Origin of the sequence: Vibrio sp. V12_P9A6T4 (genome assembly GCF_963874835.1) — a bacterium.
Classification (GTDB): Bacteria; Pseudomonadota; Gammaproteobacteria; order Enterobacterales; family Vibrionaceae; genus Vibrio; species Vibrio anguillarum.
In genome coordinates this window covers 1-10,008 of sequence record NZ_CAWNJO010000096.1, presented here as the reverse complement: position 1 = coordinate 10,008, position 10,008 = coordinate 1, and the positions used below count along the sequence as shown (strand labels likewise).

The 10,008-nt window shown below is 43.6% G+C and carries 7 protein-coding genes; 3 read left to right on the top strand and 4 right to left on the bottom strand.

Annotated features, from left to right (window positions below; translation table 11 throughout):
• Positions 1-930: 930 nt before the first annotated feature.
• The 3 genes from AACQ42_RS15295 (at position 931) to nhaD (ending at position 4,779) form a co-directional block, all read left to right on the top strand.
• Positions 931-1,374 (top strand): DoxX family protein, encoded by a 444-nt coding sequence (locus AACQ42_RS15295; RefSeq protein ID WP_017049325.1) that lies wholly within the window; start codon positions 931-933, stop codon positions 1,372-1,374.
• A 482-nt stretch (positions 1,375-1,856) separates the two neighbouring features.
• On the top strand, positions 1,857-3,161 hold the full coding sequence (locus AACQ42_RS15290) for a dicarboxylate/amino acid:cation symporter (RefSeq protein ID WP_029189696.1): 1,305 nt from the start codon (positions 1,857-1,859) through the stop codon (positions 3,159-3,161).
• A 169-nt stretch (positions 3,162-3,330) separates the two neighbouring features.
• Positions 3,331-4,779 carry a sodium:proton antiporter NhaD gene (nhaD, locus tag AACQ42_RS15285; protein ID WP_088733080.1) on the top strand — a complete coding sequence of 483 codons (1,449 nt, stop codon included), beginning with the start codon at positions 3,331-3,333 and terminating at the stop codon, positions 4,777-4,779.
• Here nhaD and AACQ42_RS15280 read toward each other — a convergent pair.
• The 4 genes from AACQ42_RS15280 to AACQ42_RS15265 form a co-directional block, all read right to left on the bottom strand.
• A complete protein-coding gene (locus tag AACQ42_RS15280) occupies positions 4,776-5,705 on the bottom strand; it encodes a Gfo/Idh/MocA family protein (protein ID WP_026027760.1) in 930 nt (309 codons plus the stop codon). The genes nhaD and AACQ42_RS15280 overlap by 4 nt on opposite strands.
• Before the next feature lie 105 nt (positions 5,706-5,810).
• Positions 5,811-6,341: an MltR family transcriptional regulator gene (locus AACQ42_RS15275; protein WP_010319258.1), complete on the bottom strand. Its 531-nt coding sequence runs from the start codon at positions 6,339-6,341 to the stop codon at positions 5,811-5,813.
• A gap of 61 nt (positions 6,342-6,402) precedes the next feature.
• Positions 6,403-7,551, bottom strand: coding sequence for a mannitol-1-phosphate 5-dehydrogenase (locus tag AACQ42_RS15270; RefSeq protein WP_094166275.1), 1,149 nt, complete (start codon positions 7,549-7,551; stop codon positions 6,403-6,405).
• A gap of 116 nt (positions 7,552-7,667) precedes the next feature.
• The gene (locus AACQ42_RS15265; RefSeq protein ID WP_094133869.1) at positions 7,668-9,617 is read right to left on the bottom strand and encodes a PTS mannitol transporter subunit IICBA; all 1,950 of its coding nucleotides are present in this window, start codon (positions 9,615-9,617) and stop codon (positions 7,668-7,670) included.
• Positions 9,618-10,008 lie beyond the last annotated feature (391 nt).

The following is a 10,008-nucleotide window of genomic DNA, read 5'->3' as shown; positions in this document are numbered from 1 at the left end:
GCAATAAACAGAGAAAATTAAAGAAGATGGTACTCTTGATAACGACGAGTCTTATGAAAAAGGCACTTAAAAGCGCAAAAATACAGTTTAGGCTGTCTATGACTAAACAACTTGAAGTTGCAGGTCGATATGGCAAGTGAGCACCCCATAGCAATAGCTAAAAATGTAGTCAACATCGCTACAGCTTTCAATGGGAAGGAAAAAGCCTTCATTCTCGAAGCTCTTTAATCTATGGCTGAGCACTTTGCTGGAACTGTAAACCAACTAATTTGGTATTTTATCAAAACGTAATTCACTATTTACCCTAATGACCAAACAATAAGATATTTATCTATTCGGACATAAATCTGATTATTTCTTGACACTTATTCCATTATTTTAATATTTACACTTTTTATAAACCATGGGAAAGAGAAAACAGATGATGGATGACATTGTAAAGAAAGATATAGCTAACGACCCAAAGGTAGCCCGTTTATTTTAGTAACCTTCTTCGTTTTTTAATTCATTATCTGCTCCTTTGAAAAGACACTACTATGAAATACAGGTCAATCCGAATGCTATTAGTGTCCATATAAATGATAATATTGTATATAACTACACAACTTGAAGTTGCAGGTAGGTTGGAAAGTAAGTTGCCCCCATAAGCATAGATAAACGATTTGATGAAGTGAGCGAACGTAACCAACACCGCTGCAGCTTCAAGTAGGAAGGGGATATCAGACGATCAATCGGCATGAATCATCATAGATAGAAGGTCACAACATTCCCCGCGCTAAGAAAAGTACTATATAAATCTTGTTCAATTTTTTCGAACTTAATCATCAAACAGAGTGAGTTATCTCAGGTTACGAATCACTCTACACTGGCTCCAACAGCTAGGAAGCCGCTGAGCACCTACTACCTTTTAATGAATCTGAGGACACTTTAATGAAAGCACTATTGAAACAACTAACCACATCAACTTCTGGATTTTCTGCGCTTGCGCTTCGTTTCCCAATTGGCATCATTTTTATGGCGCACGGTGCGCAGAAACTCTTTGGCTGGTTTGGAGGATATGGATTAGAAGGCACAGGTCAATGGATGGCTTCAATTGGCTTACACCCAGGTGTGTTGATGGCATTTTTAGCGGGTAGTGGTGAATTCTTTGGGGGCCTATTCATTTTGCTTGGCTTACTAACTCGCCCTGCCGCCTTGCTTCTTTCTATTACGATGATCGTCGCAATCGCTTCTGTACACTTAGGTAACGGCTTATTCATGGCTAATAACGGTTATGAGTTTGGCCTTGCGCTGCTTGCAGCCAGTGTATCGTTGGTTTTCTCTGGTGCTGGCAAATTGGCACTTGATAACTGGTTAAATAAAAAGCTCGCATAATCTATGCCTAAGGCCAGCATACCGTTTCATTGAAGGAGGCCAAGCCTCCTTCAAACGTTAAGATTTTCAGTCGATAACATTCAACTTAGTATCACTTTCCTTCCTTTCTCTACTTGTGTTGCATGCCCTTCCTTTTATGCTACATAAAAGTGCCGTTGAGACCCTATTCATATAAAGCAACCTTAATGGGTAAATATGCAACCAAACGAGCTTAAAATTGAATGAAAACTAGCGAATTACCATTAGATGAGAATAGTGACATTTGTTAACACAAAAGACTCATGTGTTGCCAAATGATAAAAAATAAAAATTTAAACCCAAAAATAGGTTATAAAAACGTAAAAGATGGGCAGTTTTAAGTGATAAAGATCACAGCAATTAACCGTTAACATTATTTTACTTTTTGATTTGCACTCAGCCCTGCTAACCTGCGGCACGCTTTGAAATGATGTCGAAGTGCATAAAATAAAGGAGTGTTCACAATGAATACCAAAAAACCGATGTCGCTTACCGGCCGTGTTATTTTAGGTATGGTAGCGGGTATTTTGACTGGCTTTGCCATTCGAGCCCTATTTGCTGAAAACGGATTTGTTGACGCGTATATCGTTAACGGCTTATTCGATGTTGGCGGAAAAATCTTTATCGCCAGCTTAAAAATGTTAGTTGTACCCCTCGTGTTTGTTTCTCTCGTTTGTGGTACGAGCTCACTGAAAGATCTCACCACACTTGGCCGCATGGGCGGTAAAACCCTAGCCTTTTACATCGCAACCACTGCGATTGCCATCACACTGGCACTGACAATGGGCACTGTGTTTCAACCGGGGTCCGGAGCCGATTTAACCGCAGCAAGCTCATTCCAATCTGCGCAAGCCCCTTCTTTGGGCCAAGTGTTTATTGATATGTTCCCGACCAACCCAATCAGCGCGATGGCAGAAGGTAAAACACTGCAGGTCATCGTCTTTGCAGTACTATTTGGCATAGCCATCAGTGCCGCGGGTAAACCGGGCGAGCGTATTGCGGGCGTTTTTAATGACTTGAACGAAGTTATTATGAAACTAGTCGCCTTGTTGATGAACCTTGCTCCATACGGCGTATTTTTCCTGATGGCGAAATTGTTCACCAGCCTTGGTTTAAGTGCCATTTTGAACCTCGCAGAATACTTCGTAGTACTGACGGTTACCCTACTGCTACACGGTTTTGTCACCTATAGTTTGATGTTGAAAGGCTTTACTGGTTTAAGTCCAATCACCTTCTTCCGTAAAATGGAAGATGCCATTATGTTCGCTTTCTCTACAGCCTCTTCCAATGCGACTATACCCGTCACCATGGAAACGGCTAAAAACCGCTTAGGGGTTGATAACAAGATAGCTTCTTTCACCATTCCGCTAGGTGCGACCGTTAACATGGATGGCACAGCGATCATGCAAGGCGTTGCGACAGCATTTATTGCCCAAGCGTTCAATATCGACCTAACCATGGGTGACTACGTGATGGTCATCCTCACGGCAACACTAGCCTCTGTTGGTACAGCAGGCGTTCCGGGGGTTGGTCTTGTCATGCTAGCGATGGTGCTAAACCAAGTCGGCTTGCCACTAGAAGGTATTGCTTTGATTATGGGTGTTGACCGCTTATTAGATATGATCCGCACCGCAGTCAATATTACTGGTGATAGCTGTGTGACTCTTATTGTGGCGAAAACAGAAGGTGCGTTAGATGAAGCTCGCTTTAATGATCCACAAGCTGGCGTGAAAGAAGAAGAAGTCCATTTAGCAAAAGCTCAAGCCTAACTTTCTTCACTTCCACTCATCAAAATCAAACCCTGTCGCCATTGCTACAGGGTTTTTCTTTATTCGCTTTACAGGTCAAGAATAAGATTAAAAATCAAGCAGATCAGAGCTATCTCACACCGAACTATCTTCAATAGATCTAGAATTTTATCAGCCTAACTTTCTAGGAGTGAACACAATGATACCTCGACGCACATGGCTTCTTTTGTTCTGCACTTTACTCTTTCCTTCAGTCGCTCTCGCTTCCTCTAACGATATCGATTCGTTAGATCTAACACACTCAACGATTGGTTATGCCTCTTTAGTCATTTTTACTCTGGCATACACTTTGGTCATGATGGAGGAGTACCTTAAGCTACGAAAGTCTAAACCTGTGTTACTTGCAGCTGGTTTAATTTGGGCCATGATTGGTTATGTTTATCAGCAGTATGAATTAACCGAGATTGCCAAAAATGCGCTAGAGCATAATTTGCTGGAATACGCCGAATTATTGCTGTTTCTGTTAGTCGCGATGACCTACATCAGTGCAATGGAAGAGCGGCGATTATTTGATGCATTACAAGCGTGGATGGTGGGAAAAGGTTTTGATTTTCGTGCTCTTTTTTGGATCACGGGGCTACTTGCATTTTTCATCTCGCCAATTGCCGATAACCTAACCACCGCACTGTTGATGTGCGCTGTCGTACTAAAAGTGGCAGGAAACAACCCACGTTTTATCAACATTGCTTGTATTAATATCGTCGTAGCGGCTAACGCCGGAGGCGCTTTTAGCCCTTTTGGAGACATCACCACCTTAATGGTTTGGCAAGCGGGCCATGTGCCATTTTCACAGTTCCTTTCTCTGTTTCTCCCTTCTGTGATCAACTACCTTGTTCCTGCATTGCTGATGTCATTTTTTCTGCCCAAGGAAAAGCCAACCACCCTGCATGAACATGTCGAGCTTAAACGCGGAGCCCGCCGTATTGTCGTACTTTTCATGTTAACCATTGCTACCGCCGTAGCATTCCATGCTGTGGTGCGCTTTCCACCCGTGATAGGCATGATGATGGGGCTCGCTTACTTACAATTTTTTGGCTACTTCCTCAGGAAAACCTTACCTACTTCGCTGGCCAAAAAAACCGTAATTGCGATTGCAAATAATGACGAGGCCGCCCTAAAACGTATTGGCTCTGTGGTGCCATTCGATGTCTTTAAGCGAGTTTCACACGCCGAATGGGATACGCTACTGTTTTTCTACGGGGTGGTCATGTGCGTAGGAGGGCTAAGCTTACTGGGTTATTTAGGCTTGATCTCGGAAGTGATGTATAGCCAATGGAACCCCATATGGGCAAACGTGATGATTGGGTTTCTTTCGGCGATTGTCGATAACATTCCCGTCATGTTTGCAGTACTGACGATGGAACCCGATATGTCCACAGGAAACTGGCTGCTCGTCACATTAACAGCGGGCGTCGGCGGCAGTTTACTCTCGATTGGCTCAGCCGCTGGAGTGGCTCTGATGGGCGCTGCACACGGCAAATACACCTTTGTAGGCCATCTAAAATGGACACCGATTATTGCAACAGGCTACGCCGCAAGTATTGGTGTCCACTTACTACTCAATCACGCTTTGTTTTAACGAATTTGCTTCGCAATATAATGACACAGCGCCTCTGCCAGCTGGTGCGAGGCCAAGTTACGTGCCACCACTTCTGAAGCCAGCTTTCCGCTGTTTATCACGCCAATCCAATCGTCAATCATGGCGCTAAAGCCTTTACTGGTCAGCATTGGCGTCCAATCTTTTAAACTAAGGGCTTGCTCTTGCCCTTGATGCCAACGTTTTCCTTGTGTAAACGAGTCAAACTCAAAACCTTCATTCACAAAGCTCGCGCTGACTCGCTCAGCGGTTATGCCGAACTGGCGATTCATTGAGGCATGCAGCAAACTTTCGCCGTGTTGCCATTGAACATCCAAGCGGGATAACTGACCTTGATGCTGCTGATAGGTAATATAAGCATCATCCAATGTGGCTTTAGCATTCACGTTTACGCTGTCTAGCGGATGGATAAAATCATCAAAGATAAAGGTGCGCACATCACCGGGCAGATCATAGCGGTGCTTTTCCCAACGAAGCGAACGTAAGTCGTTTCTATTACCAGTTTGCACTGCATTTAGGTGTTGGTTATAGAGCGGAATATGTCGGCGATTAAACCCTACATACAAGGGTTGACGATGCTTTTCTGCAAGCTCATACAACATTTCACAGGCGCTTGCACTGTCGGCTAGCGGCTTATCAACAAAGGTTGGAATTCCGTGTTCAAGGAAAAATTGGGCGATTTGAGGGTGAGCCGAGGTCGCCGCATGGATCATAACCGCATCAACGTTATAGCCAAGTAGCTCTCGATAATCCGTGCAATTCTCTGAAATGCGGTAACGCTGCGCTAGCTGCGTAACAAGAGCTGGATTACGAGTACAAAATACCAATTCTAAATCTGGGCGCTGTGTGATGACCGGAAGATACGCCTTTTGCGCGATATCACCTAGACCAATAATGCCAATTTTCATCATCAAATCTCTTTTCGTTAGATGAAGGTTAGGCTAACACAAGAAGATTAAAAAGGGAGGTGTAGAACTCATTGAAAAGGCAATCCTTGCCTGTCTGGGATGAGGCTAAAATGGGCTCTCTTTGTTCAGTTCATTGCAAATTTCGACAATCGCCAATGAGAGCCCGGATTTGATGATTTGTTGCTGACGCTGAAGTTGAAGCTGGTAAAAATCCAGTTCAATGTCGCCATCCGGTTCCAATACTTCCAACTGCACCATGCCCATTTTGGCCACCAAATGGAGCTTTTTTATCGGCACCAAAATTTTCGGGTCGGTGAACTCGTATTCAGCACCATCACTATTGAGTTGATTACGCAGTTTGATGATATCTTCAATATCGTGGTAAACATCATCAGGTAATACCCCAAGGCCAAACAGCAGTTTTAGCCTGACAGACAAGTTGCCGAGTGGTCCAGAATCTTGCAATAGAGGGCCAACTACTGATTGGACAGCGAAGTTATCTTTGCGAAAAATGCGTTGCATTAATGCGTCAATCGCCTCATTGAACACTTCAACCGTCGTAATAAAGAATCCGCGCACCGAATGGGCACTATTCAGTCGTTCAATTATATCGCTTTCGTTAATTCTATCTGCCATACGCTGTACTAATTGTTGTTATAAAGGGAGGGCATTAGCGCCCTCCAAAGTATTTATGTGATTAAAGCTGTTTGTAGATCGCTTCAATTTGCTTAACCTGCTCGCTCTGCTCATCTAACCCTGTGTAATGGGCCAGTGTTTTACATACGCCATATTGGTTCAATGATGTTTGAAGCTCGACTGCTTGAGGATCGCTGTCGTTGGTATATTTAAGGGCCGCCGCAATCCCTTTCAATAGCGTTTTGTTTTCAACACCGTACTCGATTGTACCGAGTAATGGCTTGATTAATCTATCATTGGGGCCTAATTTTCGTATTGGCTGACGACCAACGCGATCCACTTCATCCACCAAATATGGGTTGGCAAAGCGGCTCAATATTTTTTCGATATAAGCGGCGTGCAATTCACGGTCAAAACCGTAACGACGAATGAGTACTTCACCGCTTTCGTGCATGGCTTGCTTCACTTGCTGACGAATTGCAGGATCTTCAATCGCTTCACGAATCGTCTTATGACCACTCAAACAACCCAAATAGGCGGTAATGCAGTGCCCTGTATTTAGGGTGAAGAGTTTACGCTCAACAAAAGCCATCAGATTATTGGTTTTTTCCATCCCTTCAATATTGGGGATCTCACCTTTAAATTGCTGCTCATCAACAATCCATTCGCTGAAACTTTCAACCGTCACGGCCAACGGGTCATCGTTTGCTGCTTCGACAGGTGGCACAATGCGATCCACCGCGGAATCGACAAAACCAATTAACTCATCGGTTTTAGCATGCAGCGATGGGTCTAGATATTTATACACTTCGCCTTTCAGGTGTGTTGTACCGCGAACCATGTTTTCACAAGCGATCACATTGAGTGGCTGTTCATTGCCCGCTTCAAATCTTTTGGTGATACCTTTGGCGATCGTTTTCGCAATGATATCAAGCACTGCAGGGCCGACAGCTGTGGTGACCAAATCCGTTTTTACAATGCGATCAATCACATCATCACTGGCTGAATTCACCGCAGTGACATGAGTGACAGTATCAATTTTGCACTCAGAACCCACTACCTTTACTTTGTATTCTTGACGATGACTCAATTGATCGACCAAAGGTTCATTTACATCGGCAAAAGTCACTTCAATGTCTGCATCGGCCAATAATTTACCAATAAAACCACGACCAATGTTACCCGCGCCAAAATGTACTGCATTTTTCATAATCTTACCTACCAAAAACTTATCTAAAAGAGAAAAGAGCGCTTAATACTTCAATTGAGGTGAGGTCAGCAGTATAGGGGAACAGCCGACCTCGTTTTGCCTCAGGAGCAAAAGCGTTACGCTGCTTGGTTACCCGATAGGATGGCCAAGATATCGCTCACGTCTCTGGTTGAGGTGAGTTTCTCGATAGCATCAGGCTCATCGAGTGCGTTGGTAATGGTGGTAATAACTTGAATATGTTCATCATTTTTGGCGGCAATACCGATAACCAGTTTCGCTACGCCATCTTGGTCGTCCGTAAACTGCACACCAGCAGGATATTGGCAAATCACAATACCCGTTTTAATCACACGGTCTTTGGCGGCGACGGTGCCATGAGGAACGGCAATCGATTCTCCAAGATAAGTGGATACCATTTTCTCACGTTCAAACATGGCATCAACATACTCAGGCTCCGCATAGCCAAGCTCAACTAACTTATTGCCAGCGAAACGAATGGCTTCTTCTTTATTAGCGGCATTCAAACCTAAGTGAATGTTTTCTTTTTGGATTTGAAAAACGGACGGTTTTTGAATTTCAAAGCTGTCGTCATTCGCAGCGAGGATGGATACTTTAACCACATCGCTATCATTCGCCGCCTTAGGGCGTTGAGCTGCCAAAAGCTTAGTCACAAGCTGGTTGTACATTTCACTGTCTAAAAAGTTGCTCAGTGAAATATGCTGTGCACTGGGTGCATGTGTGCGTGCGCGGCCAGTCAGGTCTTTATGAGTAATCACGATTTCTGCGTTCTCCGGCAAACTATTGATGGCAAGGTTAGTGACGTGAATCGCTAAGCCCGCATCTTTGATTTTTTTACGCAGCATGCTTGCGCCCATCGCGCTTGAACCCATACCCGCATCGCAAGCAACAATAATGCTTTTCACGTTGGCTAAATCAATATTGCTTTTTTGAGAAGCCGCCGTCACATTGCCCTTTGCGCTCGATTTCATCTCTTTCATTTGTGATGTGGCTTTTTCTAACGCCGCTTCATCACCTTCTTCCTCGGTGCTGCTCTGTGCTTTCATCAATAATGACGCAACGGTAAAGGACACACCTGCCGCACCAAATATTGAGCATAATACGCCAACAATCGATCCTTTCTGTGTCATCAGTAGCACTGCAAAGATAGAGCCAGGAGACGCTGGAGAAACAATACCTGCATTAAAGAGAGTCAAAATGAATACCCCTGTCATACCACCAGCAATCGCTGCAAGAATCAGACGTGGATTCATCAGTATGTATGGGAAATAAATCTCATGGATGCCGCCGAAGAAGTGAATGATGGAAGCGCCACCAGCTGTTTGACGTGCTGTACCTTTACCAAACACCATGTAAGCCAACAAAATACCGAGACCGGGGCCAGGGTTTGCTTCAATCAAGAAGAAGATTGACTGACCCATTTCACTGGCTTGTTGAATACCTAACGGTGAGAAAATACCGTGGTTAATCGCGTTGTTAAGGAACAAGATCTTCGCGGGTTCAACAAAAATAGAAGTCAGTGGTAAAAGGTGTGCTGAAACTAAGAAGTTTACGCCTGCCGCTAAACCACCAGAGAGCACTTTGACAAATGGCCCAATAAGGTAAAACGCCAAGATTGCGCCAAGCATACCAATAATGCCTGCCGAGAAGTTGTTTACCAACATCTCAAAACCGCTTTTTACTTTACCTTCAACACGTTGGTCAAAGGTTTTGATCGCCCAACCACCCATAGGGCCAACCATCATGGCTCCCATGAACATGGGGATATCTGTTCCGACAATCACACCCATTGTGGTGATAGCACCGACAACAGCGCCACGTTCTCCACCAACCAATTTACCACCCGTGTAACCAATCAGCAGTGGTAATAAGTAAGTAATCATCGGCCCAACCATAGACGCTAACGTTTCATTCGGTAGCCAACCCGTTGGGATAAATAGTGCGGTTATAAAGCCCCACGCGATAAACGCGCCAATGTTTGGCATAACCATGTTAGATAAGAAGCGACCAAAATTTTGTATCTTGATCTTTGCATCTGGTGATATCATGTGGATTCCCCGTTCGATGTTCTGATGAATATTGTTGTTGTAACGGTTCTGCGAAAAACCGTTGATTGCTTAGTACACAATCAATTTACCACACAATTTCATTCTGGAACTGACGACGGGTTTTTCGTGATCAGCCCCTCATAAATCCTAGCTTACAAATCATTTCTTCGTGATCATGGTCATTAAATTGACATGTAAATTTACAACAAAAAACAAAAATACAACTTGTCAACAATATTTAATCGATCAATATCATACTTTTTGAATTTTAACTTTTAATAAAAAAGAGATTAAAATCACACTTTCACTTTAATTATTAAAAATTAAAGAACCAAAAGTGATGAAAATCACAATTACATCTTTATTTTACTAATCAAAATAAAGCCACCAC